This window comes from Frigoribacterium sp. SL97 (assembly GCF_026625765.1).
GTDB lineage: Bacteria > Actinomycetota > Actinomycetes > Actinomycetales > Microbacteriaceae > Frigoribacterium.
In genome coordinates, this window is the sequence record NZ_CP113062.1 from 915,734 (window position 1) to 942,303 (window position 26,570).

Annotated in this window: 25 protein-coding genes, 1 tRNA gene, 1 pseudogene and 1 riboswitch; of the genes and pseudogenes, 12 read left to right on the plus strand and 15 right to left on the minus strand. The window is 70.9% G+C overall.

Annotated features, from left to right (window positions below):
- Positions 1-32 precede the first annotated feature (32 nt).
- Positions 33-218, plus strand: coding sequence for a PspC domain-containing protein (locus tag OVA02_RS04435; RefSeq protein WP_054147120.1), 186 nt, complete (start codon positions 33-35; stop codon positions 216-218).
- Between the two features lie 127 nt (positions 219-345).
- Here the strand turns inward: OVA02_RS04435 and OVA02_RS04440 are convergent, their stop codons facing one another.
- Both OVA02_RS04440 and clpS read right to left on the minus strand, forming a co-directional pair.
- On the minus strand, positions 346-822 hold the full coding sequence (locus OVA02_RS04440) for a DUF2017 domain-containing protein (protein ID WP_056043265.1): 477 nt from the start codon (positions 820-822) through the stop codon (positions 346-348).
- On the minus strand, positions 819-1,124 hold the full coding sequence (clpS, locus tag OVA02_RS04445; protein WP_056043262.1) for an ATP-dependent Clp protease adapter ClpS: 306 nt from the start codon (positions 1,122-1,124) through the stop codon (positions 819-821). The genes OVA02_RS04440 and clpS overlap by 4 nt, the downstream gene beginning before the upstream one ends.
- 60 nt (positions 1,125-1,184) lie before the next feature.
- Positions 1,185-1,268, plus strand: a riboswitch (ZMP/ZTP riboswitch).
- Positions 1,269-1,312: 44 nt separating this feature from the next.
- Here clpS and glyA point away from each other — a divergent pair.
- Both glyA and OVA02_RS04455 read left to right on the plus strand, forming a co-directional pair.
- On the plus strand, positions 1,313-2,629 hold the full coding sequence (gene glyA / locus OVA02_RS04450) for a serine hydroxymethyltransferase (RefSeq protein WP_082460133.1): 1,317 nt from the start codon (positions 1,313-1,315) through the stop codon (positions 2,627-2,629).
- A 62-nt stretch (positions 2,630-2,691) separates the two neighbouring features.
- Positions 2,692-3,609: a bifunctional methylenetetrahydrofolate dehydrogenase/methenyltetrahydrofolate cyclohydrolase gene (locus OVA02_RS04455; RefSeq protein ID WP_056044483.1), complete on the plus strand. Its 918-nt coding sequence runs from the start codon at positions 2,692-2,694 to the stop codon at positions 3,607-3,609.
- A 385-nt stretch (positions 3,610-3,994) separates the two neighbouring features.
- On the opposite strand, the gene galK is transcribed toward OVA02_RS04455, so the two are convergent.
- Entirely contained in the window at positions 3,995-5,200 is a 1,206-nt protein-coding gene (galK, locus tag OVA02_RS04460; RefSeq protein WP_056043260.1) for a galactokinase, read from the minus strand.
- Positions 5,197-6,300, minus strand: a complete 1,104-nt coding sequence (galT, locus tag OVA02_RS04465; RefSeq protein WP_054146884.1) for a galactose-1-phosphate uridylyltransferase — start codon at positions 6,298-6,300, stop codon at positions 5,197-5,199. The genes galK and galT overlap by 4 nt, the downstream gene beginning before the upstream one ends.
- Before the next feature lie 79 nt (positions 6,301-6,379).
- On the opposite strand from galT, the gene OVA02_RS04470 reads away from it, so the two are divergent.
- Positions 6,380-7,246: a DeoR/GlpR family DNA-binding transcription regulator gene (locus OVA02_RS04470; protein WP_233568449.1), complete on the plus strand. Its 867-nt coding sequence runs from the start codon at positions 6,380-6,382 to the stop codon at positions 7,244-7,246.
- Positions 7,247-7,316: 70 nt separating this feature from the next.
- On the plus strand, positions 7,317-8,258 hold the full coding sequence (locus OVA02_RS04475; RefSeq protein ID WP_056043257.1) for an aldose 1-epimerase family protein: 942 nt from the start codon (positions 7,317-7,319) through the stop codon (positions 8,256-8,258).
- A gap of 442 nt (positions 8,259-8,700) precedes the next feature.
- Here OVA02_RS04475 and OVA02_RS04480 read toward each other — a convergent pair.
- Positions 8,701-8,773, minus strand: a tRNA-Lys gene (locus OVA02_RS04480).
- Positions 8,774-8,921: 148 nt separating this feature from the next.
- Between OVA02_RS04480 and OVA02_RS04485 the strand changes: the two genes are divergently transcribed.
- The 3 genes from OVA02_RS04485 to OVA02_RS04495 all read left to right on the plus strand — a co-directional run bounded on the left by OVA02_RS04485 (position 8,922) and on the right by OVA02_RS04495 (position 11,868).
- Entirely contained in the window at positions 8,922-9,551 is a 630-nt protein-coding gene (locus OVA02_RS04485; protein ID WP_055977451.1) for a hypothetical protein, read from the plus strand.
- Positions 9,552-10,330: 779 nt separating this feature from the next.
- Positions 10,331-10,927, plus strand: coding sequence for a sigma-70 family RNA polymerase sigma factor (locus OVA02_RS04490; protein ID WP_056043251.1), 597 nt, complete (start codon positions 10,331-10,333; stop codon positions 10,925-10,927).
- Positions 10,924-11,868 carry an anti-sigma factor gene (locus OVA02_RS04495; RefSeq protein WP_056043248.1) on the plus strand — a complete coding sequence of 315 codons (945 nt, stop codon included), beginning with the start codon at positions 10,924-10,926 and terminating at the stop codon, positions 11,866-11,868. The genes OVA02_RS04490 and OVA02_RS04495 overlap by 4 nt, the downstream gene beginning before the upstream one ends.
- A 115-nt stretch (positions 11,869-11,983) precedes the next feature.
- On the opposite strand, the gene pstB is transcribed toward OVA02_RS04495, so the two are convergent.
- The 10 genes and pseudogenes from pstB to OVA02_RS04545 all read right to left on the minus strand — a co-directional run bounded on the left by pstB (position 11,984) and on the right by OVA02_RS04545 (position 22,936).
- Positions 11,984-12,763, minus strand: coding sequence for a phosphate ABC transporter ATP-binding protein PstB (gene pstB / locus OVA02_RS04500; RefSeq protein ID WP_043597259.1), 780 nt, complete (start codon positions 12,761-12,763; stop codon positions 11,984-11,986).
- A gap of 64 nt (positions 12,764-12,827) precedes the next feature.
- On the minus strand, positions 12,828-13,922 hold the full coding sequence (gene pstA, locus OVA02_RS04505) for a phosphate ABC transporter permease PstA (protein WP_056043244.1): 1,095 nt from the start codon (positions 13,920-13,922) through the stop codon (positions 12,828-12,830).
- Positions 13,922-14,884 (minus strand): phosphate ABC transporter permease subunit PstC, encoded by a 963-nt coding sequence (gene pstC, locus OVA02_RS04510; RefSeq protein ID WP_056043239.1) that lies wholly within the window; start codon positions 14,882-14,884, stop codon positions 13,922-13,924. The genes pstA and pstC overlap by 1 nt, the downstream gene beginning before the upstream one ends.
- 142 nt (positions 14,885-15,026) lie before the next feature.
- The gene (locus tag OVA02_RS04515) at positions 15,027-16,127 is read right to left on the minus strand and encodes a phosphate ABC transporter substrate-binding protein PstS (RefSeq protein WP_369700715.1); all 1,101 of its coding nucleotides are present in this window, start codon (positions 16,125-16,127) and stop codon (positions 15,027-15,029) included.
- A gap of 226 nt (positions 16,128-16,353) precedes the next feature.
- Complete coding sequence (locus OVA02_RS04520; protein WP_056043236.1) at positions 16,354-17,295, minus strand: NUDIX hydrolase; 942 nt, start codon at positions 17,293-17,295, stop codon at positions 16,354-16,356.
- Positions 17,292-19,465: pseudogene (locus tag OVA02_RS04525) on the minus strand (RNA degradosome polyphosphate kinase). Before OVA02_RS04525 ends, OVA02_RS04520 begins: the two are co-directional and overlap by 4 nt.
- Before the next feature lie 154 nt (positions 19,466-19,619).
- Positions 19,620-19,838 carry a hypothetical protein gene (locus OVA02_RS04530; protein ID WP_054146872.1) on the minus strand — a complete coding sequence of 73 codons (219 nt, stop codon included), beginning with the start codon at positions 19,836-19,838 and terminating at the stop codon, positions 19,620-19,622.
- A 142-nt stretch (positions 19,839-19,980) separates the two neighbouring features.
- Positions 19,981-21,318 carry a hypothetical protein gene (locus tag OVA02_RS04535; protein ID WP_056043232.1) on the minus strand — a complete coding sequence of 446 codons (1,338 nt, stop codon included), beginning with the start codon at positions 21,316-21,318 and terminating at the stop codon, positions 19,981-19,983.
- A 93-nt stretch (positions 21,319-21,411) separates the two neighbouring features.
- Positions 21,412-22,242, minus strand: a complete 831-nt coding sequence (gene mshD, locus OVA02_RS04540) for a mycothiol synthase (RefSeq protein ID WP_056043229.1) — start codon at positions 22,240-22,242, stop codon at positions 21,412-21,414.
- A gap of 13 nt (positions 22,243-22,255) precedes the next feature.
- Complete coding sequence (locus OVA02_RS04545) at positions 22,256-22,936, minus strand: winged helix-turn-helix domain-containing protein (RefSeq protein WP_056043227.1); 681 nt, start codon at positions 22,934-22,936, stop codon at positions 22,256-22,258.
- A 121-nt stretch (positions 22,937-23,057) separates the two neighbouring features.
- On the opposite strand from OVA02_RS04545, the gene OVA02_RS04550 reads away from it, so the two are divergent.
- The 4 genes from OVA02_RS04550 to OVA02_RS04565 all read left to right on the plus strand — a co-directional run bounded on the left by OVA02_RS04550 (position 23,058) and on the right by OVA02_RS04565 (position 26,569).
- Complete coding sequence (locus tag OVA02_RS04550) at positions 23,058-23,348, plus strand: hypothetical protein (protein ID WP_056043223.1); 291 nt, start codon at positions 23,058-23,060, stop codon at positions 23,346-23,348.
- A 202-nt stretch (positions 23,349-23,550) separates the two neighbouring features.
- Positions 23,551-24,174, plus strand: coding sequence for an FABP family protein (locus OVA02_RS04555; RefSeq protein WP_043597230.1), 624 nt, complete (start codon positions 23,551-23,553; stop codon positions 24,172-24,174).
- The gene (locus OVA02_RS04560; RefSeq protein ID WP_420709633.1) at positions 24,167-25,420 is read left to right on the plus strand and encodes a YgfZ/GcvT domain-containing protein; all 1,254 of its coding nucleotides are present in this window, start codon (positions 24,167-24,169) and stop codon (positions 25,418-25,420) included. The genes OVA02_RS04555 and OVA02_RS04560 overlap by 8 nt, the downstream gene beginning before the upstream one ends.
- Before the next feature lie 33 nt (positions 25,421-25,453).
- Positions 25,454-26,569 carry an FUSC family protein gene (locus OVA02_RS04565; protein WP_162234585.1) on the plus strand — a complete coding sequence of 372 codons (1,116 nt, stop codon included), beginning with the start codon at positions 25,454-25,456 and terminating at the stop codon, positions 26,567-26,569.
- Position 26,570: the final 1 nt, after the last annotated feature.

The window sequence follows — 26,570 nt, forward strand, 5'->3', positions numbered from 1 at the left end:
GCCCTCCAGGCGGGGCTGGCATGCTCGGGGGCATGGCCTCCCTCACTCGTCCCCGCCGCGGCAAGATCATCGCCGGAGTCTGCGCCGCCCTCGCGAACCGCTTCGGCATCAGCGCCTTCCTGGTGCGCCTGATCTTCGTGCTGTCGATCATCCTCCCGGGGCCCCAGGTGCTCGTGTACCTCGTGCTCTGGGTCGTGTTCCCGAAGGAGAACCGCTAGACCTCGCCCCACGGGTCTGCTGATCGCCGGGTCGCGGCCCTCGCCCTGCGGGGCGCCGGGCGCGTGGCGCCGGACTGGGGCGCCGGGCGTGTGGCGCCGGGTCGGTGCGCCGGGTTCGGGCGCTGGGTCAGCCCTTGTGCAGGGACCGCAGCAGCGCCTCCTGCAGGTAGCCCAGCCAGTCGAAGACGTGGCCCATCGCCTGCAGCTGACGGTCACCGCCCTCGGGGAGGCCGTCACCCGTGACCCCCAGGCGCTCGCCGAGGGTCAGGCGAAGGTCGTTGAGGGTGCGCAGCCACGACTGCTGGGCGGCACGGTCGAGCGTCGACCCCGCTTCGCCGAGCGTCGCCAGCACCGCCCGGCCGTTCTCGACCTTGCGCCGGGTCAGGTCGTCGGCCGTGAACCGCCGGAACTCGGCGGCCGCCTCGGCGTCGTCGCGGTACGCCGCCGGCAGGAGGCGCGCCAGGGCCGGATCGCCCTCGTCACCGTTCTCGAGCAGCGACAGCAGTTGACCGACCAGGTCGGTGAGCAGGCCCCGCTCGTCGGCGTCGAGCCGCACGCGGATCTCGTCGCCGCCCCGGGGGCGGACGAACGGCACCAGCGTCACGCCTCGTCCTCCTTCGAGAGGGTCGCCCACAGGCCGTAGTCGTGCATCGCCTCGACGTGCCGCTCCATCGCTTCGCGGTTGCCCGTGGCGACGACCGCACGACCCTCGGTGTGGACCCGCATCATCAGGCGCTTCGCCTCGGCCCGGCCGAAGCCGAAGTAGGTCTCGAAGACGTGCGTGACGTAGGTCATCAGGTTGACCGGGTCGTCCCAGACGAGCGTCACCCAGGGGGTGTCGGGCGAGGTCAGGAGGCGCTGGTCGGCCTCCGTTCCCGTGCGGGTGTCGTCGAGGGTGGGGCTCACCCGTCCAGGGTGTCACACGGTCGCCGAGCGGGTTCCCCGTCAGGGGTCGTCTTGTTATGCTGTGCGGGTCGCGACTGGCGTTCAGATGGTCACCATCGGGGAGCGACTGACACACGTGCGTGGCCGTACGCCTGGGCCACGACATCCGACCTCCGTCCGTCCCGTGTGCCAAGGAGTCCTCCGTGACCATCTCCGACCAGACCAGCGCCCAGACCGCCGCCTCGTCCGCCGAGTCGACCGATCGCCAGCCGTCGACCTTCAACCAGCCGCTCTCGGTCGTCGACCCCGAGATCGCCGCCGTCCTCGAGCAAGAGCTGGGGCGCCAGCGCGACTACCTCGAGATGATCGCCTCCGAGAACTTCGTGCCGCGTGCCGTGCTCGAGTCGCAGGGCTCGGTGCTGACGAACAAGTACGCCGAGGGCTACCCGGGTCGTCGCTACTACGGCGGTTGCGAGTTCGTCGACGTCGCCGAGAACCTCGCCATCGAGCGCGCCAAGTCGCTGTTCGGCGCCGAGTTCGCCAACGTCCAGCCGCACTCGGGTGCCCAGGCGAACGCCGCCGTGCTCGCCGCGATCGCCGACATCGGCGACACGATCCTCGGTCTCGAGCTGTCGCACGGCGGCCACCTGACCCACGGCATGAAGCTCAACTTCTCGGGCAAGATGTACAAGGCCGTGGCCTACGAGGTCGACCCCGAGACCTACCTGATCGACATGGACGTCGTCCGTCGCCAGGCGATCGAGCACCAGCCCAAGGTCATCATCGCCGGCTGGTCGGCCTACCCCCGTCAGCTCGACTTCGCGGCCTTCCGCGCCATCGCCGACGAGGTGGGCGCCTACCTCTGGGTCGACATGGCGCACTTCGCCGGGCTCGTGGCCGCGGGCCTGCACCCGTCGCCCCTGCCGCACGCGCACGTGGTCTCGTCGACGGTGCACAAGACCCTCGCGGGTCCCCGCTCGGGCGTGATCCTCTCGAACCACGAGCCCCTGTTCAAGAAGCTCAACTCGGCCGTGTTCCCGGGCCAGCAGGGCGGCCCCCTGATGCACGTCATCGCGGCCAAGGCGACGGCGTTCAAGCTCGCCGCCGAGCCCGAGTTCAAGGACCGTCAAGAGCGCACCATCCGCGGCGCCCAGGCCCTCGCGGCCCGCCTCACGGCCGACGACGCCAAGGCCGCCGGGGTCGACGTGCTGACCGGTGGCACCGACGTGCACTTGGTGCTCGTCGACCTGCGCGCCAGCGAGGTCGACGGCAAGCAGGCCGAGAACCTGCTGCACGACGTCGGCATCACGGTGAACCGCAACTCGGTGCCGTGGGACCCCCGCCCGCCGATGGTCACCTCGGGCGTGCGCATCGGCACGTCGGCCCTCGCCACCCGTGGCTTCTCGGATGACGAGTTCGCCGAGGTCGCCGACATCATCGCGCTCACCCTGATGCCCTCGCCCGACGTCGAGGCCCTCGCGGCCCGCGTCAAGGCGCTGACCGACGCGTTCCCGCTCTACGCGTGAGCGCTGACGTCGCGGCCGGGACTCCGGCGGGCGTCGGGGTCGAGGCCTCGTCACGGGGTGCGGTGGGCGTCGAGCGTGCCCGTTTCGTCCCCGGCGACGACTCGTCCGCCGTGAAGATCGACGGCACGGCTCTGGCCGCCGCCGTCAAGGACGACCTGCGCCTCCGGGTGGACGCCCTCAAGGCCCGGGGCATCGCGCCGGGACTCGGGACGATCCTGGTCGGGGCGAACCCCGGTTCGCTGTCCTACGTCGCGGGCAAGCACCGTGACTGCGCCGAGGTCGGCATCGAGTCGATCCGCATCGACCTGCCCGACACGGCGACCGAGGACGAGATCCGTCGGGCGATCGAGACGATGAACGCCGACCCCGCGGTCACGGCGTTCATCATCCAGTTGCCGTTGCCCGCCGGCATCGACCCGACGGCGATGCTCGAGCTCATGGACCCGGCCAAGGACGCCGACGGCCTGCACCCGGTCAACCTCGGCGAGCTCGTGCTGGCCGTGCCCGGCGGCAAGGGGTCGATCGACACGCCCCTGCCCTGCACGCCGCGCGGCATCGTCGAGATGCTGCACGCCTACGACATCCCGATCGCGGGGACGCACGTCACGATCATCGGCCAGGGGCTGACGGTCGGGCGGCCGCTCGGGCTGCTGTTGACCCGCCTCGAGGCGACGGCGACGCTGACGCACTCCCGGACGGTCGACGTCGCCGCCGAGGTGCGCCGGGCCGACATCGTCGTGGCCGCCGCGGGCGTCGCGGGGCTGGTCAAGCCGGACTGGGTGAAGCCCGGGGCCGCCGTGATCGACGTGGGCATCACCCGCGTGCAGAACGAGGAGACGGGCAAGTACAAGCTGCGCGGAGACGTCGATCCGGCCGTCGCCGCGGTCGCGGGCTTCCAGTCGCCCGTTCCGGGTGGGGTCGGGCCGATGACCCGGGCCATGCTGCTGAAGAACGTGGTCGAGGCCGCCGAGCGTCCCTGACGCCAGGGCCTGCCGGGCGTGCTGCCGCTGCCCGCACCACGCCCGGAGATGAGCACAGCGCCAGGTTTTCCCCTGGCGCTGTGCTCATCTCGTGGTGCTGTGCCCACCTCGTGGAGCGCTGGCCGTCCCGTGGTGCTGAGTCGGGGTCGTGCCCTCATCCCGCCACGGACTCGACACGCCGCCACGCAATGACGTGGCGGCGTATTGACCTCGTGGCGGGGAGCACTGCCGCCGCCCCCACCACGCCAGAAGATGGTCACAGCACCAGGTTTTCCCCTGGCGCTGTGCTCATCTCGTGGTGCGATGCCCAACTCGTGGCGCGATGCCCATCTCGTGGCGCAGCACCCACGCCGTGGCGCTGTGCCCGTGGCAGGGCAGCCCGGCGTCAGGCGTCGCGGCGGGCGCCCTCGGCGGCGTGCACCGTGAAGACGGTCGGAGCCGTGTAGCCGGCCTCGGCGAAGGCGGCGACGATCGCGGCTTCGACGTCGGCGCGGGCCTCGGTGGGGACGAGCGCGATGGCCGACCCGCCGAAACCGCCACCCGTCATGCGGGCACCCACGGCGCCGGTCGCCTGGGCGGTGGCGACGGCGAGGTCCAACTCGGGGACCGAGATCTCGAAGTCGTCGCGCATCGACACGTGCGAGGCGTCGAGCAGATGGCCGATCGCCTGCGGGCCGTCGGTGCGCAGCGTGCGGACGGTGTCGAGTACGCGCTGGTTCTCGGTGACGACGTGACGGACGCGACGGAAGGTCTCGTCGTCGAGCAGCTCTTCGGCCCGACCGAGGTCGTCGGCGTCGAGGTCGCGCAGGGAGTCGACGCCGAGGGCGGCGGCACCCTTCTCGCACGACGCGCGACGCTCGACGTAGCCGCCGGTGGCGTGGGCGTGCTCGACGTGCGTGTCGACGACGAGCACCTCGAGGCCGGCGGCGGCGAAGCCGAGGTCGACGACGTCGGCGTCGAGGCTGCGGCAGTCGAGGAACACGCCCGAGTCGGCCTCACCCAGCAGCGACGCGGACTGGTCCATGATGCCCGTCGGTGCGCCGACGACCTCGTTCTCGGCGAGTTGCCCGACCGCGGCCAGGGCCGAGCGGTTGACGTCCAGCGACCAGAGCTCGGCGAAGGCCACGGCCACCGAGCACTCGAGCGCCGCGGACGACGAGAGCCCTGCGCCGACCGGCACCTCGGACTCGACGAACAGGTCGAGGCCGGGGACGCCGGACAGGTCGATGGTCGACAGGTCGCCCCCGGCGGCCGCGAACGAGGGTGAGTCGGCGCGGTCGTGTGCGACCGACAACGCCCAGGCGATGCCGAGGGCGTACGCCGACCAACCCGACATCGATGCCGGGTCGAGGTCGTCGAGCGACACCTCGTGCACGCCGCCCTCGAACGACGACGCCACGCGCAGCAGGCGGTCGTCGCGCCGACCGACGGTGACGGTGGTGCGTCGGTCGATGGCGAAGGGCAGCACGAAGCCGTCGTTGTAGTCGGTGTGCTCGCCGATGAGGTTCACGCGGCCCGGGGCGGACCAGCGTCCGGCGACCTCGGTGTCGAAGACCTCGCGGAAGCCCTGGGGAGTGGTGGTGTCGGTCATGATCGCTCGATCGCCTCTCGGATTCGGTCGGCCTGCACCTCGGGGACGAGGTCGCCCACCCAGGCTCCCATCGCCGCCTCGGAGCCTGCCAGGAACTTCAACTTGCTCTCGGCCCGGCGAGGCGAGGTGATCTGCAGCATCAGGCGCACGGTGTCGCGTCCGACGCCGACCGGGGCCTGGTGCCAGGCGGCGATGTAGGGCGTCGGGTCGTCGTACAGGCCGTCGACACCGCGCAGGAGGCGCCGGTACATGACCGCGAGCTCGTCGCGTTCGTCGTCGGTCAGCGCCGCGAAGTCGGGGGCGTGACGGTGCGGCAGCAGGTGGATCTCGATGGGCCATCGCGCGGCGAACGGGACGAACGCCGTGAAGTGCTCGCCTGCGAGGACGACGCGGGGGCCGGAGCGTTCGCGGTCGAGCAGGTCGGCGAAGAGGGTCGGCCCGTAGGTCTCGATGCTGTCGAGCAGCCGCGTGGTGCGCGGCGTGACGTAGGGGTAGGCGTAGATCTGACCGTGCGGGTGGTGCAGGGTGACGCCGATGGCCTGGCCGCGGTTCTCGAAGGGGAACACCTGCTGGATGCCGGGCAGCGCCGACAGGGCGGCCGTGCGGTCGGCCCAGGCCTCGACCACGGTGCGGGCGCGTGACTCGCTCAGGTCGGCGAACGACCCGTGGGTCTCGGGGCTGAAGCAGACGACCTCGCACCGGCCGACGCTGCGCAGGGTGCGTTCGAGGCCGATGCGGGTCAGGTCGTCGAGGCCCTCGGGAGCGTCGTCGCTCTCGAGCAGCGGCCCGAACGACGGCGAGCGGTTCTCGAACACGGCGACGTCGTAGACGTCGGGGATCTCGGACGGGTTGGTCTCGCTGGCCGGCGCCAACGGGTCGAGCTCGGCCGGGGGCAGGAACACGCGGTTCTGCCGCGACGCGGCGATCGAGACCCACTCGCCGGTGAGGACGTCCTGTCGCATGGTCGCCGTGTCGGGCCGTGGATCGAGCGTGCGCGCGTCGACGCGGCGCTCCGCCGTGAGCGTGGTGTCGGCGTCGTCGAAGTAGATGAGTTCGCGACCGTCGGACAGGACCGTCGCGCGTTTCGTGATGGACGACATCGCGCCTCCTTCAGTTCGGGGCACTCGCGACCACGATTTGCAGTTGCGAAAGTACGTGAAAGCATACGAAACTAGCCGGGTGAACGGCAACTCGACCCCGCCCCCGGTGCCGCAGCCGGCGGCGCTGCCGGGCGAGCGGCGCCGCGACCGCATCGCCGACCTCGTCGGGCGTCGCGGCTTCGTCCGCACGGCCGAGCTGGCGCGCGAGTTCCGGCTGTCCGAGGTGACGATCCGCACCGACCTCGAGAGCCTGGCGGCCGACGGCCTCCTCTCGCGCGTGCACGGCGGGGCGCTGTCCGTCGACCGCCCGGCCGAGCGACCGTTCGAAGAAGAGAGCTCGGTCTCGACCGAGGCCAAGCGGGCCATCGGGGTCGAGGCCGCGTCGCTCGTGCGGTCGGGCGACTGCGTCGTGCTCGACGTCGGCACGACCACCACCCAGATCGCTCTGGCCCTGCTCGAACGGCACGACCTCGAGGGCGTCGTGGTCGTGACGAACGGCCTCACCATCGCGCTGGCGCTCGAGCAGGCCGTGCCCCGGTTCACGGTCATCGTGTCCGGCGGCACCCTGCGGCCGTTGCAGCACTCTCTGGTCAACCCGCTGGCGACGAGCGTGTTCGCGAGCGTCACGGCCGACCTGGCGTTCATCGGCTGCACCGGCGTCCACGCCCTGCACGGGGTGACGAACGTCAACCTGCCCGAGACCGACCTCAAGCGCCTCATGACCCAGACCGCCCGCCGGTCGTACATCGTCGCCGACGGCAGCAAGCTCGGCGAGGCCCACCTCGGCGTCATCGGTCCGCTCGACACCTTCGAGGCGCTCATCACGGCGGGGGCCGACGAGGCGCCCGTCGCCGAGCTGCGTCGAGCCGGCCTCGCCGTCGTCACCGCAGGAGGCGCGGGCGAGGTCGACGCGCCTCCTCGCGACCCTGCCCCCTCGCGTCCCTGAGCCCCGGCCCCCGTCGCGGGGCCTCGAGCGATCCCGGACGCCACCGACACCCGAGAGCGAGACTGGAACGATGACGACGAGCAGCCCGACCGGAGAACAGTACGACCTCGCCCTGGAGCACGACGGGCACCGCGTCACGGGTGTGGTCACGCAGGTGGCGGCGGGCATCCGCGCGCTGGCCGTCGACGGCATCGCCCTGACCGAGACGTTCGGTGCCGACGAGGTGCCGCCGTCCGCCTGCGGCATCACCCTCGTGCCCTGGCCGAACCGGGTCGCGCGCGGCCGATGGACGCTCGACGGCCGCGAGCAGCAGCTCGACCTGACCGAGCCGTCCAAGGGCAACGCCAGCCACGGGCTGCTGCGGTACACGGCCTACCAGGTGGTCGGCCGCGAGCCCCACGCCGTGACGCTCGGAGCGACGGTGTTCCCCCAGCACGGCTATCCGTTCGAGCTCGACACGAGCGTGCGGCACGAGCTCGTCCCGGACGGCATGGTGGTGACGCACACGATCACGAACGTCGGCCCGGACCGGGCCCCGTTCGCCGTCGGGTCGCACCCGTTCTTCCGTGTGGGCGACCACGATCCGGCGACGCTGACCGTCACGCTGGCGGCCTCGACGCGCTACGAGACCGACGAGGCGAGCATCCCGGTCGGGACGGTGCCGGTGGCCGGCACCGAGTTCGACCTGTCGCAGGGCCCTCGCCTGGGCGACCTCGACCTCGACACGGGTTACCGCGACGTCGAGCCCGACGCCGACGGCATCCGCACGACGACCTTCACGGCCCCCGACGGCTCGGCGACCGAGCTCTGGCAAGACCCGTCGTTCGAGTACGTGCAGGTGTTCACGCCCCGCAACTTCCCCCGGGACGGGGTCGAGGGGCTGGCCGTCGCCGCCGAACCGATGACGGCACCGGCCAACGCGCTGGCCTCGGGCGAGGGCCTGCGCTGGCTCGAGCCGGGCGAGACGTGGACGGGCACGTGGGGCGTGCGGTACCGGGCGTCCGGCTCATGACGATGACGTGGCGGTTCGTCGCGACTCGCTCGAGGGTCAATGTCCAGAAAACGCGAACCTGAGACCGGCACGATGCCGGGCGCGTAACGTCGAGTGCTGTCTCCCCAGGGTCCCGTAACCCTGGCGTACCCCGTAACGACCGCGTCGGCTTGCCCGACACGTGTCGCGAGGAGGCCGAGCGCCCCTCCCGGCCCGAACCGGAGGGGCGCTTTCTCTCGCCCTCAACAGACTCGTCGAGACGCGGAGGCGGACAAGGCGTAGGTTCTGCGCATGCCAGGTGGGTGGGACCCACCTGAAATCGGGGGACAGGATTCGGGTTCGGTCTCTCGTGGTGGGGCCGCCGCATTCGGGTGCGACGTCGGCCCCACCTTCCTGGTCGGAAGGCGGCCGTCCGTGACGGGCGACGACGTCGGAGCGATGTGGCGACGGCGACGCGTACAGGTGGGCCCCGTGGGGCTCGAACCCACGACCCGCGGATTAAAAGTCCGATGCTCTACCAACTGAGCTAGAGGCCCGTGCGCGTCCACTTTACGGGATGCCGCGCCTCCTGGCCGCCAGGCCCACCCGCGCCTCCTCGGTGTCGACGGGTGCGCCCGGTGCAGGCGGTGATGCCGTGGGCGAACGCCCGGCTCGGTGTCGGTGGTCGCGCCTATCGTGGGTCCGGTGCCGAGACCATTCCACCGCCCCACCCAGTTCTCGGGGTCCGAGTTCGAAGCCTTCCAGGGCGGAGACGACCCCGCGACGATGAACCGCGTCGCCCACGAGTCGGCCTCGGCCCTCGTCGCGCGCGTCAAGCACGACCCGAGCCCCGAGATCCTCGACCGGCTCGTCACCTTCACCGACCAGCACGGCATCGACGCGGTCGCCGAACTCTGGGCCCGGGCCAGTCCCCACAGCCTTCCCGGCGCCCTCTGGCGCATCTACCTCGTGCGGGCCGTCATCCGGCAGAACCCGGTCGAGGTCACCCAGCTCTTCGAGCGCGGGGTCGAGGTCGCCACCACGATCGACCCGGTCGTCGCGGGTGCGCCCGCTCCGGCCAGCCCGGAAGAGATCCTCGAACTCGCCGACCTGATCCTCCGCGGGGTCTTCGTCGGGGACTTCGCCATCGCCCTCGAGCGGGGTGCCGCGTTCTGCCGCCTCGCCGCCGCCGGCGCCACCTCGGTCGCCGACGACCAGGACGCCGTCGGGTCCGACCGCGCGGGCGAACTCACCCGTCGCGCTCTGCGCTTCAGCGAGCTCGGGGTCGACCTCGTCGCCTGCGCCCACCTGTGGCGCGACGACAGCCTCGACTGAGCGCCGGGGCCAGCGCCGCGCGGGCGGGCCTGCGCCGCGCTGAGGAGGGCGGCACGGCCGAGCGCCGACCGCCGACCGGCGACCGCCCCCCGCTCGACACGCGCGGACCCGCCTCGCGTTCGCACGACGCGAACTCGGCGGACCGCTCGGCCCGAGGCGGGTAAAGTCTTCCCTGTCGGGCCGCAGTAACCCCGGGCTCCAAATTTAGCCGCTTCGAGCGGCCTCGCGCCGAGAGGCGTTTCTGCGGTCCGGCGCCTCTTCCTCCCGAGGTGGGTCCTCGGTCGAGAGCCGACGTGACGACCGACCGTCGGCCTCCTTTCCGCCGGCACCGCGCCTCCTCGGCTCGTCGGTTCGGGTACGTCGGGAGCAGGCGACGGCGTCTGGCGATCGCTGGGTGACGGTGAGCGACGCGTCGGGGCGAACCCGTCGGCCCCTGGACGGCTGTCGGTCCGCCCCTGTCAGGTTCGACACCCGGGGTCCGGCCGGGCACCACGAGCGCGCCGGGATGTTCACCCAATCCGGCGGGCCCCCCGTGCCGAATCATTGACGTGAGGGATCCACGATCCCCCGCCGACACCCGTCCTCCCTTAGTTTCGGGCGTCGGCGGGCTGGTCTCCCTGCGATGCACCGGGCCTGAACGCCATCCCAGACGGACGCATCGCAGGGAGTCCCGTCCGCACCACGAACACACCGCACCACGAACACCGCACCACATCACGATCCGCCCCGGATCGTGACCCACGACCCGACGAACAGTGCGACCGGAGGTGAACCCTGACATGCTCGAACTCGTGACCCGAGAGACAGAGACACCCGAGAGCGGGCCTGCTCCGTCGACCCCCGACATGTTGTTGCCGCGGGTCGCGCAGGGTGATCAGGCCGCTTTCGCCGAGCTGTACGACCAGACGGCGCCCCGCGTGCTGGGTCTGATCAAGCGCCTCCTGAAAGACCACGCCCAGTCCGAAGAGGTGGCCCAAGAGGTCTTCCTCGAGATCTGGCAGAACGCCACGCGCTTCGACTCCACCCGGGGCAGCGCCGCCAGCTGGATGCTCACGATGGCGCACCGACGAGCCGTCGACCGCATCCGCGCCTCCCAGGCCGGCCGCGATCGCGACCTCAAGATCGGCGTGCGCGACCTCGAGACCGACTTCGACTCGGTCACCGAGTCCGTCGAGATCCGCATCGAGCACGAGCGGGTCGAGCGGGCCCTCGGACGCCTCACCGAACTGCAACGGCAGGCGGTGAAGCTCGCCTACTACGGCGGCCTCAGCCACAGCGAGGTCGCGAAACTGTTGGACGTGCCGATCGGCACGGTCAAGACCAGACTGCGCGACGGCATGATCCGTCTGCGCGACGAGATGGGGGTGGCTTCGTGACCGACCACGACGAGCCCACGCACGGCCGCCACGCGGACGACGCGGGCACCACGAGAACCGACACCGACAACCTGTCCGGCGCCTACGTGCTCAACGCACTGAGCGACGACGAACGACACGCGTTCGAGGCACTCCTCGACGACACATCAGACCAGCACGACGACACCAGGACGGAGGTGGCCGAATTGAGAGAGACCGCATTGTTGCTCGCTCACGCGGCCCGGCCCGTCACCCCGTCGGCCGGGCTCCGCGCAAGCGTGCTCGACCTCATCGCGTCGACGCCGCAGCTCGCGCCGCTCACGGCGACGGCGGCACCGACGAGCCCCACGGCAGACCACGACATCGCGACGACCGCAGGAGGCGCGGGTGACGACGACCACGCACGTCGCGTCGAGCGCACCCCCGCCCCCGAGATGGAGCCGAGCGAATCCGAGGGTGCTCGCGTCCTCACGCCGACCGGAGCCGCGCACCGTCGTTGGTTCACGCGCCCCGTCGCCGTCCTCGGGGCGGCCGCCGCGGCCGCCGCGCTCTTCTTCGGCGGTGGAGCCCTCGTCGAGGGCCTCGGTCAGTCCGGCCAGCAGCAGGAACAGCAGGCCTCGGGCATCGACGAGATCTACGCCGCGAGCGACTTCCAACGCTCGGTGGCCGACGTCAGCACCGGCGGCAAGGCGACGCTCATCTGGTCGGACGAGCTCGGTCGCTCGGCCGTCGTCGTCGACGGGATGACCTCGCTGCCCGGCGACCAGACCTACGAGCTCTGGTACATCAACGATGACGGCGCCGTCCCCGCGGGTACCTTCGACGCCTCGTCGAGCGCCCCGGCCACGCACCTGCTCAAGGGTGAGATGAACGCGGGCGACACCATCGGCATCACGGTCGAGCCGGCGGGTGGCTCGTCCTCGCCGACCAGCGACCCGGTCGTCGCCATCCCCAGCGCCTGACCCGTCGCCACGCCAGAAGAGGCGGTCCACCAAATGGTGGACCGCCTCTTCTCGTGTGCCCCTCACGGACGCGCCGCGTGCGGGTGCGCCTCACCCCGAGGAGGCGCGGCGCCGATCAGCCGAAGCGTCCCGACACGTAGTCTTCCGTGGCCTGCACGCTCGGGTTCGAGAACATCTTCGCGGTGTCGTCGTACTCGATGAGCTTGCCTGGCTTGCCGGTGCCGGCGATGTTGAAGAACGCGGTCTTGTCGCTGACGCGGCTGGCCTGCTGCATGTTGTGGGTCACGATGACGATCGTGTACTGCTGCTTGAGCTCCTCGATGAGGTCCTCGATGGCGAGCGTCGAGATCGGGTCGAGGGCCGAGCAGGGCTCGTCCATCAGCACGACGTCGGGGGAGACCGCGATGGCCCGCGCGATGCAGAGGCGCTGCTGCTGACCACCCGAGAGGCCCGAGCCGGGCTTGTCGAGGCGGTCCTTGACCTCGTTCCAGAGGTTCGCGCCCTGCAGCGACGACTCGACGAGGCCGTCCTGGTCGCTCTTCGACATGCGGCGGTTGTTGAGCTTGACGCCCGCGAGCACGTTGTCGCGGATGCTCATCGTCGGGAACGGGTTGGGGCGCTGGAACACCATGCCGACCTGTCGACGGACCAGGACGGGGTCGACGCCGGGGCTGTAGAGGTCGTTGCCGTCGATCAGCACCTCGCCCTCGACGTAGGCACCGGGGATGACCTCGTGCATGCGGTTCAGCGTGCGCAGGAAGGTCGACTTGCCGCAGCCGGACGGGCCGATGAACGCGGTGACCGTGCGGGGCTCGATGGTGATGTTGACGTCTTCGACAGCCTTGAACTTGCTGTAGTAGACGTTGAGGTCGTTGACCTCGATGCGCTTGGACACGGTGATTCCTTCGGGGTGGGAGCCGGGCGGGAGCCGGGACGGGGTGTGGGTCGGGGCGGCCGGGTCAGCGGCCGAGCTTGGGGGCGAACACGCGGGCGATCAGGCGGGCCAGCAGGTTCAGCGCCATGACCATCAGGATCAGGGTGAGGGCGGAGGTCCAGGCCCGGTCGATGAAGGCCGCCGCGTCGGTGCCCTGGCTGACGTACGAGCTGTAGGCGAACACCGGCAGCGACTGCATGCGACCGTCGAAGAGGTTGTAGTTCATGCTCGCGGTGAAGCCGGCCGTGATCAAGAGCGGAGCGGTCTCGCCGATGATGCGCGCGATGGCCAGCATGACGCCGGTCGTGATGCCCGCGACCGAGGTGGGGATGACCACCTTGACGATGGTCAGCCACTTCGGGACGCCGAGGGCGTAGGCCGCTTCTCGCAACTCGTTCGGCACGAGCTTCAGCATCTCTTCCGTGCTGCGCACCACCACGGGGATCATCAGGACGGCGAGGGCCACGGAGCCGGCCGCGCCCATGCGGACCCCTTCGCCGAAGAAGATCACGAACAGGGCGTAGGCGAACAGGCCGGCGACGATCGAGGGGATGCCCGTCATGACGTCGACGAAGAACGTGATGGCGCGGGCCAGGCGGCCCTGACCGTACTCGACGAGGTAGATGGCGGTCAGCAGGCCGATCGGCACCGAGATGACGGCGGCCAGCGCCGTGATCAGCAGGGTGCCGGTGATGGCGTGCAGACCACCGCCGCCGGCTCCGACGACGTTGCGCATCGACATCGCGAAGAAGTCGGCGTCGAACCGGTTGGAGCCCGACGTGACGACGGTGAAGAGCAAGGAGACCAGCGGAACCAGCGCGATGATGAACGCCGCACTGACGGCGGTCGTGACGACGCGGTCCTTCGCACGGCGGATGCCCTCGATCTGCATCGCGACGACGAAGACGAGCACGGCGTAGAGCACGGTGCCGAGGATGATCGCCCCGACCCAGTTGAAGGAATCGGTGACGCCCGCCGCGTTCAGGAGGGCGAAGACGACGCCCATGACGACCCAGCTGCCGAGCAGGATGACGAGGGGCGCGGCCTTGGGCAGGCGCCCCGTCGTGAGGGCGTTGACCGTGCGGGTGGACCGGCGCACGCCGGCGGTGGTGGTGGCCATCAGTTCGCTCCCGAGAAGGCCTTGCGGCGGTTGATGACGTAGCGTGCGATCGAGTTGACGATCAGGGTGATGACGAACAGCACGAGGCCGGTCGCGATGAGGGTGTTGATGCCGATGTCGTGCGCCTCGGGGAACCGGAGGGCGATGTTCGCCGCGATGGTCGAGGAGTTCGTCGACGTCAGGATCGCGGGGTTGACGACGAGGGCCGGCGAGAGCACGAGCGCCACCGCCATGGTCTCGCCCAGGGCACGACCGAGGCCGAGCATCGCGGACGAGATGACTCCGGGGCGACCGAACGGCAGCACGGCGATCTGGATCATCTCCCAGCGGGTGGCGCCGAGGGCGAGGGCGGCCTCTTCGTGCAGTACCGGCGTCTGGAGGAAGACCTCACGACTCAGGGCGGTGATGATCGGCAGGATCATCACGGCGAGCACGATCGAGGCGGTCAAGAGGGTGCGACCGGTGCCCGAGACCGGGCCGGCGAAGAGCGGGAACCAGCCGAACGTGCTGACCAGCCAGTCGTAGAAGGGCTGGATCGCGGGGGCGAGCACGATGCTGCCCCACAGGCCGAAGACGACCGACGGCACGGCGGCCAGGAGGTCGATCACGTAGCCGAGCCCCTGGGCGAGCTTGCGGGGGGCGTAGTGCGAGATGAAGAGGGCGATGCCGATGGCGACGGGGAGGGCCATCAGCAGGGCGAGCGCGGCGGCGTAGACCGTGCCGAACGCCAGCGGTCCGACGTACTCCCAGAACGAACCCGGGTAACCCGAGAGCGAGACGTCCTCGGGAGCGGCCGTGAGGGCCGGGATGCTCTGCACGATGAGGAAGAGCGCGACGGCCGCGAGGATCGCGAGGATGAGACCACCGGCGACGACCGTGCTGCCCGAGAAGATCCGGTCGGCAGGACGTCGCTTGGGCTTCGGGACGACGGCGGGGGCCGAGGTCGTGGCGGGGGCGGTCATCGGACGGGGTCCTCCGGAGGCTCGGGTGGGGTTCGGGGACGAACACGGGTGCTGGTGCTGGTGCTTGTGCTGGTGGTGCCTGTCAGGCCGACGGCCCGGGAACGCACGCGGTGCGTTCCCGGGCCCCCGGGGTGGTGCCGTGTTACTTGATGAGCGCGATGGCGTCGGCGACCTGACCCGAGAGGGTGCTCGAGATCGGGGCCGAACCGGCGGCGTCGGCCGCGACCTTCTGGCCGTCCTCGCTGGTGACGTACGAGAGGTACGCCTTCACGAGCTCGCCCTTGGCGGCGTCCTCGTAGGACTCGCAGGCGATCAGGTAGCTGACCAGGACGATCGGGTAGACGCCTGCGGCGCTCGAGGTGCGGTCGAGCTTGATGGCGATGTCGCCGTCGGTGCGACCCTCTTCTTCGGGCGACTCGTCGACGATGGCGGCTGCGGCCTCGGCCGAGTAGCCGACGAAGTCGTCGCCGACCTTGACCTTGGCGACGCCGAGGTCACCGGCGCGCGAGGCGTCGGCGTAGCCGATGGTGCCGGTGCCGTTGGTGACGGCGTCGATCACGCCGGTGGTGCCCGAGGCGCCCTCGCCGCCGAACGCGGTCGGCCAGGTGCCGTCGGCCTCTTCGGTCCAGGTGTCGCCGGCCGTGGCGTGCAGGTAGTCGGTGAAGTTCTCGGTGGTGCCCGAGTCGTCCGAGCGGTGGACGGCCGTGATGCCCGTGCTGGGCAGGTCGGCGTCGGGGTTGTCGGCCTTGATCTCGGAGGCGTCCCAGGTGGTGATCTTGCCGCTGAAGATGCCGGCGAGGGTGGCGGGCGTGAGGTTGAGCTCCTTCACGCCGTCGAGGTTGAAGACGACCGCGATGGGCGAGACGTAGGCGGGCAGTTCGACGATGCCGGTGTCGGGCGTGCAGCCGGCGAAGGTGCTCGACGAGATCTCGTCGGTCTTGAACGCACGGTCGGAGCCGGCGAAGTCCGCGGCGCCCGAGATGAAGCTCTCACGGCCGCCACCCGAACCCTGCGGGTCGTAGTTGATCGTGACGTCGGGGTTGGCGGTCTGGAAGCCCGCGACCCAGGCCTCCTGCGCAGCCTGCTGCGACGAGGCGCCGATGCCCGAGATGGAGCCGGAGAGGTCGCTGGCCGATGCGTCGCCCGAGGGCGAAGCGCCGCCTTCGTTGCTGGCGCAGGACGCGAGGAGCATGGTTCCGACCGCGGCGATCGCGACGATGCTGCCGGTGCGCTTGAAGTTCACAGGGGGGTCCTTTTCGGGATGTGATGGCTGGGTGCTGTGGGCCAGGTGCCGACCCGTGCGAGACGCTACGGCGACGGGTTAACCACGGTCGCCTGCCCCGGTGAACGGAAGGTGAACGAGGGGGGAACATCGGCCCGGACAGGCGCGTCCGGACGGCGGTCGACCCCGGCCCGGTGCGGGCGGGGGTCGACCGTCTCGGCGTCGCGGCGAGCCGAGGAGGCGCGGGTCAGGCGGCCGGGCCGTGCGTCTCGATCGCGACGAGCGCCGTGTCGTCGACCGAGACGTGTAGCACCGTGAACTCGGCCGTGCCGAGCGAAGAGGCACGGCGCAGATCGATGCGGTCGCCCCCCTTGGTACCCAACGAGATCTGTCGGATGACCTCGGGCAGCACCGGGCCGTGGCTGCAGATGACGGCCGCGGCCTTCTTCTTGAGGCGCTTCTTGACGACGCCGGCGACGTCGTCCGTGCCCTGCTCGAAGGCGTCCTGGCTGATCGCGTCGGTCTGCTTGACGCCGACCCGGGTCAGCTCGGAGAGGGGCTCGAGGGTGGCCAGGCAGCGCGCCGCCGTGCTGCTGACGATGCGGGTGGGGGCCCAGGCCGCGATGACGGGGGCGACCGACCTCGCCTGGCGGCGGCCCTGGGGCAGCAGGGGGCGCGTGGCGTCCGAGCCGTGCCAGTCCGACGGCGAGGTCGTCTTGGCGTGGCGGAGGGCCACGATCGGGAAGGTGCGGGCCGTGCCCGTCGCCACCCGGTCGGCGAAGCGCTGCAGGACGTCGGCGTCGCGGGCGTAGGTCAGCATGGCCTTCGCCTTCTCGATGCCGACCCACTCGATGGCCGCGACCTCGTGGTTGGGCGTGAACGTCCCGGCCGCGGCGAAGGACTCGTCGGTCACCTCGGCGGACCAGTAGTGCACCACCTTGTCGCGACCGCCGGGCAGCAGGTACTCGGCCGTGCCGAGCGGGGCGCCCAGCGTCACCCGGTAGCCCGTCTCTTCGTGGATCTCGCGCACGGCCGTCTGCGGCGTCGCCTCGCCCGGGTCGACCTTGCCCTTCGGCAGCGAGACGTCGCCGTGGTGGTCGCGGTGGATCAGCAGCACCCGGACCTTGCCGTCGACCAGCCGCCAGCAGACGGCACCCGCGGCGACGACCGTCGTCGAGGTGATGGTCATCGCTTGGAGCGCTTCCGCTGCGTGATGGCCTTCATCTGGGCGTTCTGCAGATCGGTCAGCGAGCGGCCGTCGGCGTCACGCGCGTGGCGGGTCCAGGTGCCGTCGGCCTCGAGCCACCACGAGGCGGTCTCGTCCGACATCGCCTGCTCGAACAGGTCGGCGACCTCGGCGAGGTGGTCGGCCTGCGTCAGGCGCACCAGGGCCTCGACGCGACGGTCGAGGTTGCGGTGCATCATGTCGGCGCTCCCGATGAAGACCTGCGGGTCGCCGTCGTTGAGGAACCAGAACAGACGGCTGTGCTCCAGGTACCGCCCGAGGATCGACCGCACACGGATGTTCTCGCTCAGGCCCGGCTCGCCCGGCTTGATGGTGCAGATGCCGCGCACCCAGACGTCGACGGGCACCCCCGCCTGGCTCGCCTTGTAGAGGGCGTCGATGATCTGCTCGTCGACGATGGAGTTGATCTTGATGCGGATGCCGGCGGGTCGGCCGGCCTGGGCGTTCTCGATCTCGTTCTGGATCTGCTTGAGCAGACCTCGGCGGAGGGTAGCGGGGGGCCACGAGCAGCCGCTTGAACTTCTTCTCGATCGCGTAGCCCGAGAGTTCGTTGAACAGGCGCGTCAGGTCTTTCCCGACCTGGTCGTCGGCGGTGAAGAGCCCCATGTCTTCGTAGATGCGGCTGGTCTTCGGGTTGTAGTTGCCCGTTCCGATGTGCGTGTAGTGCTTGAGCGTGCCCTTCTCCTGGCGGATGACCAGGGCGAGCTTGCAATGGGTCTTGAGCCCGACGAGGCCGTAGACGACGTGCACGCCGGCCTTCTCGAGCTTGCGGGCCCAGGTGATGTTGTTCTGTTCGTCGAACCGCGCCTTGACCTCGACGAGCGCGAGGACCTGCTTGCCGGCCTCGGCGGCGTCGATGAGCGCCTCGATGATCGGGCTGTCACCGCTGGTGCGGTAGAGCGTCTGCTTGATGGCCAGCACGTTGGGGTCGGCCGCGGCCTGTTCGAGGAACGCCTGCACGCTGGTCGCGAACGACTCGTACGGGTGGTGCACGAGGATGTCCTGCCGGGCGATGCTCGCGAACATGTCGGGCTTCATGTTCGGCTCGGTCTGCTGCAGCTGCACGGCCGTGGTCGGCAGGTGCTTGGGGTACTTGAGGTCGGCCCGCGGCATCTTGGTGATCTCGAACAGGCCGGCCAGGTCGAGCGGGGCCGGCAGCTTGTAGACCTCTTGATCGGTCACGTCGAGTTCGCGCACGAGCAGCTCGAGGGTGACCGGGTCCATGTCGTCGGTGATCTCGAGCCGGATCGGCGGACCGAACCGGCGGCGCAGCAACTCGCGCTCGAGGGCCTGGATGAGGTTCTCCGACTCGTCCTCGTCGACCTCGACGTCCTCGTTGCGGGTGACGCGGAACACGTGGTGCTCGACGACCTCCATGCCGGGGAAGAGGTCTTGCAGGTGGTTGGCGATCAAGTCCTCGAGGGGGATGAACCGCACGCGCCCGCTGTCGTTGTCGGGCAGCTGCACGAAGCGCGGCAGCATCTGCGGCAACCTTGAGGCGCGCGAACTCCTGTCGCATCGTCTTGGGGTTGCGGACGCGGATGGACAGGTTCAGGGACAGCCCCGAGATGTAGGGGAAGGGGTGGGCCGGGTCGACCGCCAGGGGCATGAGGACGGGGAAGATCTGCTCGGCGAAGATCTCGCGCATGCGGACCCGGTCGGCCTCTTCGAGGTCGGACCAGTTCTCGATGTGGATGCCCGCGTCGTCGAGGTCGGGCTTGACGAGGTCGAGGAACGCCCGGGCGTGGCGTTCTTGCAGCTCGTGGGCCTTCCGGTTGATGTCGGCCAACACCTCGTTCGGCCCGCGCCCCACGTTGGTCGGCACGGCGAGGCCCGTCGCGATGCGGCGCTTGAGGCCGGCGACCCGCACCATGAAGAACTCGTCGAGGTTGCTCGCGAAGATCGCCAGGAAGTTGGCCCGTTCGAGCAGCGGCGTGGTCGGGTCTTCTGCGAGCTCGAGCACGCGCTGGTTGAACGCGAGCCAGCTCAGCTCGCGGTCGAGGTAGCGCTCGGCGGGCAGGGTGCCGTCCTCGAAGCTGACGATCTCGTCGAAGTCGTCGAGGAAGTCGGGGGTGACGCCGGCGCCGTCGACGCGGGGTTCGCTGCTGTCCATCGCACCATCGTGCCACCCCCGACCGCCTCGCAGCGTCGTCCCGGGTAAACGCGAGATGACGTGTGGACACCCGGCCGCGGGGGAGGAGCGGTCGAGGGGACGACGACGCCCCCGCCGGGTGGGCGGGGGCGTCGTCGCAGTGGAGGACCTGCGGTTACTTCTCTTCGTTCTTCAGGGCGAGGCCCAGGGCGAAGAAGGTCGGCGCCCAGTGGCCGATGAAGATGCCCCAACGGTCGGACTGGGCCTTGTCGGACGAGTCCTTGCCCTGCGAGGCGATCCAGGCCACGAGGGCGATCACGATCGAGGCGAACCCGCCCCAGTAGGCGTGCTTGCTCTGGAGGCCGAGATCGGAAAGGAACTTGACGGGGTTCATGTTGTTCTCCTGACGATGGGATGCGTGCCTTGCGCGGTGCCTCAATCCACTCCCCGGTGCTGGGAGTGCGGTGGCAGGTCGGCTCGGACCCCAGGAGTACGCGTCGCCGCCCCGCTTCTGTACCCCGGCTGTACCCCTTGGGTCAGGTGAGCGGCGTGGCGACGCTCGAGGTGAACGTGGCGCCGTCGGCGGTCACGTCGCTGATGAGGCCGCCCACCCGCACCGGCACGGGGGCGAGCGAGCCGTAGACGCCGCTGTTGCCCGCAGCATCGACGCCCTGGGCGGTGAAGGAGGCCGAGCCCGGAGTCGTGGTGCTCACCGTCCACCCGCCGTCCTGCCAGTCACCGACGGTGAACTGCGGCGCGGACTCGAGTGTCCACTTCTGGCCGGACAGCGTGTACCGACCGGACTCCGTGTCGTACAGGCCGAAGCTGCAGCCCTCCGGACGCAGGTCGGTCGAGGCGATGCAGCCCGCCACCCAGGCGTCGACGGCCGCGGTCGCCGCCTCGGTGCCGGCGGGCGTGAGCGCGGTCGTGAGCAGGGTCGGTTGGGCGATGGCGTCGGCGCCTTCGACCACGGCGGTGGCGGCGGTCGCCGAGTACGACTCGTTCTCGGCGGCGAGGGCGACCTCGTAGCTGCCGGGGAAGGCCTTGAGGCTCACCGATCCGTCGGACCCCCGGGTCACGGGAGTGCCGTCGACGGCGATCTCCGCCGATGCCGGTCCGGCGACCTGCACCGAGACCGTGCCGAGGTCGACCGGCTGGAGCGCCCATCGGTCGAAGAAGAGGAGATCGCGCCCGTCGCGCACGAGAGTGAACTCCTGGGCGTGGGTCGACCCGTCGCCGCGGTGCACGACGGTCTCGACCTGCGCGTCGTCTCCGTCGGTCGAGACGGCACCCACCTGGAACCCGTCGACCCGGTCGCCGGCCGCGGCGTAGGCGTCGTCGGTCAGCAGCACGTCGCCGTCGGCGACCTCGGTGCCGTCGAGCGCGAGGGCGCGTTCGACCTCACCGGCCTGGACCGCGCCGAGGTAGTCGCGGACGGTCGCCTCGGGCCGGTGGGAGGCGCTCATCGTGGCGAACGTCACGGCACCCGCCACGACCAGCACGAGCAGCAGGGCTACGCCACCGATCAGGCCGATCAGCAGTCGTCGACGTCGTGCGGCCTCTTCGGGCGTCCTCGGTGCCGGGGGAGTCGGAGCCTGCGCGTACGCGAACTGCGAGGTCGGCTGGCCCGAGGCGTCGTACGGCTGCTGGTACGCCCCCTGCGGCTGTCCCTGGTCGCCCTGCTGCGGCGAGGAGCCGTAGAGCTGGTCCCCGTAGCCGGTCGCCTGGTGCGGGTTCCCCTCGGGCTGCTGCCCGTACGGCAGTCCCTGGTACGGGAACGCGGCGGGCTGCTCGTGGCCCCCGGCCGGTGCCCCGTCGTGCTGCGGCTCGTCGTGCCCCTGGTCGTCGCCGTCCGGTCTGGTCTGATCGGTCATGATGCCCCCTCGATCGCTGTCATCCGATCCGCAGCATATCGGTGGACCGGAGGGGCCCGCACCCCCCGAGGACGGGCCGTGCCCGGGCGGGGTTCAGCGGGTGAGGGTGTACTGCACGTCGACGGCGTGGTCCGTGAACCCGCGGGCCGCGTAGAGCCGGAGGGCGGCGGTGTTGTCCCCTTCGACGTACAGCGCCGCGGTGCCGGCACCGCGCTCGGCGAGGCGCGCGAACCCGGTGTCGACCACCGCGCCTCCGAGTCGTTCGCCCTGGTGGTCGGGCGAGACGCCGACCGCGTAGAACTCCCCGGGCTGACCCTCGTCGAGCTTCAGCCAGCAGAAGGCCAGCAGGTCGTCGCCGCGCCAGAGCAGGAGGAAGTCGTCGGCGTCGAACCACGATTCGGCCTGCCGGGCGTCGAGGTCCGCCTGGACGAGCGAGCCCTGCTCGGGGTGGTCGGCGAACGCGCGGGCGTTGAGGTCGAGCCAGGCCTCGTCGTCGACTCCAGGCCGGAACGAGGCGACCCGGTCGGCGTCGCGGAGGCGGGGCGCACGGGGGTCGGCGGGGACGTCGGCACGCTGTTGCAGCAGGCGACGGGTCTCGGCGAGGCCGAAGCGCGCGGCGAGCACGCGGGAGCCGGGGTGGTCACCGTGTGCCCAGAACAGCAGCGGGCCCTCGGTCTCGTCGACGAGTCGTTGCAGCAACTCCGCACCGCGACCCTGTCGGCGGTCGTCGGGATGCACGACGAGCTCGGTCTCGCCCTCGCGCAGCACGGCCGCGGCGTGCGCGTCGCCGACGACGGTCGCGACGCCCGACCGGACGTCGACCAGGGTCTGGTCGGAGAACGGCGGGCTGCCGTCGGCCGTGGTGGCCGCTCGGGCGAGCGTGGGCACGAAGGAGGCGCTGGTCGCGTCGGCGGCGTCGGTCACCGCGACACCGTGCTCACGAGACGACCGCTTGGGCGTCGTCGTCGTAGACGTTGAACCGGTAGCCCACGTTGCGCACCGTGCCGATCAACGACTCGAGGTCGCCGAGCTTGGCCCGGAGCCGTCGCACGTGCACGTCGACCGTGCGCGTGCCGCCGAAGTAGTCGTAGCCCCAGACCTCGCTGAGCAGCTGTTCACGGGTGAAGACGCGGGAGGGATGCGTGGCGAAGAAGCGCAGCAGCTCGAACTCTTTGAAGGTGAGGTCGAGGGGGCGACCGTGCACCTTCGCCGAGTAGCTGGCCTCGTCGATGACGACACCGGAGGCGTGGATCTTCGAGCCGTTCTGCGACTGCGCGAGACGACCGGTGACCAGTCGGATGCGGGCGTCGATCTCGGCGGGGCCGGCCGTCTCGAGGATGACGTCGTCGACGCCCCACTCGCTGTTGACGGCGGTCAGCCCGCCCTCGGTGAGCACCAGGACGAGCGGCACCGTGACGCCCGTGGTCCGCAGGATCTTGCAGAGCGACTTGGCGCTGGCGAGGTCGACGCGGGCGTCGACGAAGATCAGGTCGCTCGAGGGGGCGTTCACCAGTTGCGCGGGTTCGGCCGGGATCTGCCGGGTACGGTGGCTTAGCAGGGCGAGAGACGGCAGGACCTCGGGGCCGCCCGCAGACGTCAGTACCAAGAGCTGCGCCACACGACCTCCAGTGAATGTACTGTCGAGCAGTCTAAAACATGAGACACCGCCACTCCGACCATCCGATGCTAGGGCAGGTCGGCAGGTCGGCAGAACGGCGGACACGAACGAGGGACGAACGGTGCAGACAGGCGAACGAGACGTCGACGCGACGACGGCACGGCTCAAGCCGATCACGGTCGTCCCGGTCTGGGCCGCCACGCTCGTCGTGGCCGTGCTGATCGGCCTGCGGTCGCCCGCCTCCGAGTACTGGGACCACGTCGTCCTGGCCCTCGGCGGGGCCATCGTCCTCACCTTCGTGCTGCAGCTCGCCACGAGCCAGAAGGACGGCCTGGTCTCACGCACGATGCTCAGCACCTGCGGCAGCCTGGTGATCCTGGCCGTCGTGACGGGCGTCTTCGCACTCGTCTGAACGCCCGACCTCCGGCTCGTCTGAACGGTCGCCCCGAAGGGCTGGGCACGTCCGCGGTCGCCGGGTAGGCTCGACGGCATGGATTCCCTGCTCGCACTCGAGGTGTTCTACATCGGGCTCCTCGGCCTCGCCACCCTCGCCATCGGCTTCGTCTCGGTCGTCGTCCTGCTCAAGTTGTTCAAGGGTCAGCGCTGACCGCTCCATGATCGACATCCCCACCGACCTGCCGTCCGAGCTCGTCCCCCTCTCGTGGTTGATCGGCGTCTGGCAGGGCACCGGCGTCGTCGACTACAAGATCGGCGAGGGCGACCCCGACTCCGAACCGGGCACCGAGCGTCGCACCCACGAGTTCGGGCAGCGCATCAGCTTCAGCCACGACGGCCTGCCGTTCCTCAACTACAGCTCGTTCACCTGGCTGCTCGACGACGAGCACACGCCACTGACGAGCGAGACGGGCTACTGGCGGCTCGAACGTCCGGCCGAGCCGGGTGACCGCGGCCCGGGGATGCTGCCCGGCGTCGGCGTCCAGCCCTTCACGTCGGCCCGGGCGGTCGAGATCCTCCGCACGCCCGACGACGGCTTCGGCCTCGAGGTGCAGATCGCCCACCCGACCGGCGTGAACGAGCTCTACCTCGGTCGGGTCAAGGGGCCGCGGATCGACCTCGCGACCGACGCCGTCGTCCGGTCGAGCAACGCGAAGGAGTACTCGGCGGCCACCCGCATGTACGGCCTCGTCGAGGGCAAGCTCTTCTGGGCATGGGACATCGCGGCCCTCGGGCAAGAACTGCGCTCGCACGCATCCGGGCAGCTGGCGCGCGTTGACTGACGTCGGCGGCCCGTCCCTCGACACCACGGGTCCCGTGGTCTCGCCCTTCTCGTCGCGCGACGGCTTCGTCGACGACGGCTCGGGCGTGGCGTCCCACTACGGCAATCCTCTCGGCGAACAGCGGCTGCTCGCCCGGGGGGCGGCGATCGTCGACCTCTCCGATCGTGGCGTGCTGACCGTCACGGGGCCGGACCGGCTCAGCTGGCTCAACTCGCTGACGAGCCAGGCCCTGGTCGGTCTCGCGCCGGGCGTCTCGACCGAGACCCTGCTGCTCGACGCCAACGGCCGCCTCGAGCACGCCGCCCGCGTCCTCGACGACGGCGAGACCACCTGGCTGCTCGTCGACCGCTCCGAGGTCGAACCGCTCGGCACCTGGCTCGACCGGATGCGCTTCATGCTGCGCGTCGAGGTCGTCGACCGCACGGCCGACGTCGCGACGATCGGCTCGATGCACGACCTGCTCGACGGCCCCGACGGCTCCGAAGGCCCTGACGGCTCTGCTCCGATCGTCCCGGTCCTGACGTCACACGACACGGCGCTCGTGTGGGTCGACCCCTGGCACGAGGTCGCGGCCGGCGGTCACAGCTACGCCGACTCCGACCGTCACCCGGGTCACGACTGGACCTACCGCGAGAGCCTCGTCCGGCGCTCCGACCTCGACGCCCTCGCCGCGTCGCCGGCCGACCGGCTCGCCGTCGCGGGCACCCTCGCCCTCGAGGCCCTGCGCATCGAGGCCTGGCGTCCCCGGCTCTCGACCGAGGTCGACGAGCGGACCATCCCGCACGAGCTCGACTGGATGCGCAGCGCCGTCCACCTCACCAAGGGTTGCTACCGCGGGCAAGAGACCGTCGCCAAGGTGCACAACATCGGTCACCCGCCGCGTCGGCTCGTCATGCTCCACCTCGACGGCAGCGACGGCGTGCTGCCCCCGCGCGGTGCCGAGGTCGTGCTGGCCCCGGTCGCCGGCGGTGCCCCCGACGCGGCCGCCACCGCAGGAGGCGCGGTGTCCGATCCCGAGGCGACCGCACCCAAGTCGGTCGGGCACGTCACGAGCGTCGCCCTGCACCACGAGCTGGGCCCGGTGGCCCTCGCGCTCGTCAAGCGCGGCACCGACGAGGCCGCACCGCTGGCCGTCGTCGTCGACGACCTGATGATCGCCGCTGCGCAAGAGATCGTCGTGCCCGCCTCGGCTGGTGCCGCCGCAGGCGTTCCCCGGTTGCCGCGCCTCGGCGCCGTCCGCCGCTGACGGCCTGGTGACGCGGTGCACCCGGGCCCGGTCGTGACCGGGCCGACGCGCGGCGGCGGGCTGCGACGCGGCTGGCACCGCGCCTCCTCGTCCTTCGACGTGCGCGACGCGACGGCGCGGACGATCGCGTCCGGTCCGGCGATCGTCCAGATCGTGCTCGCCGTGGCGGGGGCCTACGCCATCACGCACTACGGACTCGGGCACGCGGTCCCCCTGCTGGCCGTGACCGTCACGATCTCGTCGCTCGGCCTGGCCCGTGACGCCCGTCCGCGTCGGGTGCTCGAGAACGCGGTCGGCGTGCTCATCGGCATCGCGCTCAGCGAGGTTCTGCTCATGGTGGTGGGCAAGGGGCTGTGGCAGATCGCCCTGGTGCTGTTCGTGACGCTCCTCGTCGCCCGGTTCTTCTCGTCGAGCAGCGCCTTCGCGGCGGCCGCCGCGACCCAGTCGATGCTCGTCATGCTGCTGCCCGACCCCGACGGAGGGGCGTTCGTCCGCAGCATCGACGGCGCGGTCGGGGGAGCGGTGGCGTTGCTCGTCACGGCGATCGTGCCGCGCGACCCGGTCGGCCTGGCCCGCCACGACGCCCGGCGCCTGTTCGACGAGCTCGACCGGGCCTTCGCGGCGCTCGTCGGCGCCCTCCGCGCCGACGACGCCCCGCGGGCCGACGACGCCCTCGAGCGGTTGCGGTCGACCCAGCCGGTGCTCGACGACTGGTCGTCCACCCTCGAGTCCGCCGAGTCGATCGCGCGGCTGTCACCGTTCCTCCGCTCCCGGTTGCCCGACCTGCGGCAGCAGGCGACGGTCCGGCGCTACGTCGACCTCGCCGTGCGCAACCTGCGCGTGGTGGCGCGACGGCTCGACACGCAGCTCGGCGACGGCGTCGACCGGTCGGCCCTGGCCGACCTCCTCGAGTCGACCTCGCGCGCGGTCGCCGTGCTGGGCCGGTCGGTGCACGACGTCGAGCAGCGGCCCGTCGCCCGTGAGGCCCTGTCGGCCGTCGCCCGTCGACTCGATCCGACGGTCGTGCTGCCCGGGGCACCCGTGACCGAGGCGATGGTCGTGCTGATGCTGCGCCCGCTGCTCGTCGACCTGCTCATGGCCACCGGCCTGGACCACGACGAGGCCCGAGGCCGACTCGCCCACGTCTGAG

Coding starts and splice junctions, on each gene's coding strand:
- OVA02_RS04435 (WP_054147120.1), top strand. CDS start 33: ATGGCCTCCCTCACTCGTCCCCGCCGCGGCAAGATCATCGCCGGAGTC.
- galK (WP_056043260.1), bottom strand. CDS start 5,200: ATGACCGACACCACCACTCCCCAGGGCTTCCGCGAGGTCTTCGACACC.
- galT (WP_054146884.1), bottom strand. CDS start 6,300: ATGTCGTCCATCACGAAACGCGCGACGGTCCTGTCCGACGGTCGCGAA.
- OVA02_RS04475 (WP_056043257.1), top strand. CDS start 7,317: ATGACGACGAGCAGCCCGACCGGAGAACAGTACGACCTCGCCCTGGAG.
- OVA02_RS04490 (WP_056043251.1), top strand. CDS start 10,331: ATGCTCGAACTCGTGACCCGAGAGACAGAGACACCCGAGAGCGGGCCT.
- pstA (WP_056043244.1), bottom strand. CDS start 13,922: ATGGCCACCACCACCGCCGGCGTGCGCCGGTCCACCCGCACGGTCAAC.
- pstC (WP_056043239.1), bottom strand. CDS start 14,884: ATGACCGCCCCCGCCACGACCTCGGCCCCCGCCGTCGTCCCGAAGCCC.
- OVA02_RS04520 (WP_056043236.1), bottom strand. CDS start 17,295: ATGACCATCACCTCGACGACGGTCGTCGCCGCGGGTGCCGTCTGCTGG.
- OVA02_RS04530 (WP_054146872.1), bottom strand. CDS start 19,838: ATGAACCCCGTCAAGTTCCTTTCCGATCTCGGCCTCCAGAGCAAGCAC.
- OVA02_RS04535 (WP_056043232.1), bottom strand. CDS start 21,318: ATGACCGATCAGACCAGACCGGACGGCGACGACCAGGGGCACGACGAG.
- OVA02_RS04555 (WP_043597230.1), top strand. CDS start 23,551: ATGATCGACATCCCCACCGACCTGCCGTCCGAGCTCGTCCCCCTCTCG.